The following is a 1,021-nucleotide window of genomic DNA, read 5'->3' on the forward strand; positions in this document are numbered from 1 at the left end:
GTGGCGGGCCGCTACTCGACGGTGGACGTGGACGGCCGCGCCGCGCACCTGCTGCTGGCCAAGAACCCGGCCGGCTGGCAGGAGGCGCTCGGCATGATCGACACCTCGGCGGACGGCCTGGTGATCGCGGTCAACGGGCAGGTCGCCGACGGCGTGGACCTGTCGTGGTTGTGGGACGTGCGCTTCGAGAGCTTCGAGGGCGTGTCCGTGTACGCCTCCGGTGAGCGCGCCGCGGACCTGTCGGTGCGCCTGAGCTACGCCGGGGTCGAGCACAAGCTCGAGCCCGACCCGTTGTCCGCGATCAGGCGGTGCCCACCCGGCCGGGTCGAGGTGCTGGCCAACTACACCGCGTTCCGCGACCTCGGACGCGCGATCGCCGCCCGGAAGGAGCAGCAGCCATGACCGACCGCGACGCCGGGGCCTCCGCCTCACCGCTCGACACCGTCTCTCCCGATTCCCCGCGGCCCACCGAGTCGACCGTGCGCATCGGCCTGGTGCTGCCCGACGTCATGGGCACCTACGGTGACGACGGCAACTCCCTGATCCTGCGCCAACGCCTGAGGTGGCGCGGGTACGACGCCGAGATCGTCCGCATCACCCTCGACGACGCCGTTCCCGACTCGTGTGACATCTACACGGTGGGCGGGGGCGAGGACACCGCCCAGAAGCTCGCATCACGACACCTGTCGGGCTCGCCCGGTGTGCAGCGGGCCGTCGCGCGCGGGGTGCCGGTGCTGGCCATCTGCGCCGGGATGCAGGTGTTCGGCGAGTGGTTCATGGTCGCCGACGGCTCCCGCGCTCCCGGGTTGGGCCTGCTCGACGTGACCACCTCGCCGCAGGCCACCCGCTCGATCGGCGAGCTGGTGGCGGAACCGCAAATGGCCGGGCTCACCCAGACCCTGACCGGCTTCGAGAACCACATGGGCGCCACCATCCTGGGCCCGGACGCCGCCCCGCTCGGACGCGCCACCTCGGGCGTGGGCAACGGAGTCCCGGCAGGCGAGCCCGCGCGTGCCGGCGG

The 1,021-nt window shown here is 72.7% G+C and carries 1 protein-coding gene and 1 pseudogene; both read left to right on the plus strand.

Translation table 11 applies throughout. The annotated features are described in order from the left end of the window. On the plus strand, positions 1 to 402 hold a 402-nt coding region (locus G6018_RS12865), incomplete at its 5' end, for a DUF1727 domain-containing protein (protein WP_182639804.1). A 107-nt stretch (positions 403 to 509) separates the two neighbouring features. Continuing rightward, positions 510 to 1,021, plus strand: a pseudogene (locus tag G6018_RS12870) (glutamine amidotransferase); the annotation flags it as partial.

It is taken from the genome of Dietzia sp. DQ11-44 (assembly GCF_014145205.1).
Lineage (GTDB): Bacteria > Actinomycetota > Actinomycetes > Mycobacteriales > Mycobacteriaceae > Dietzia > Dietzia natronolimnaea.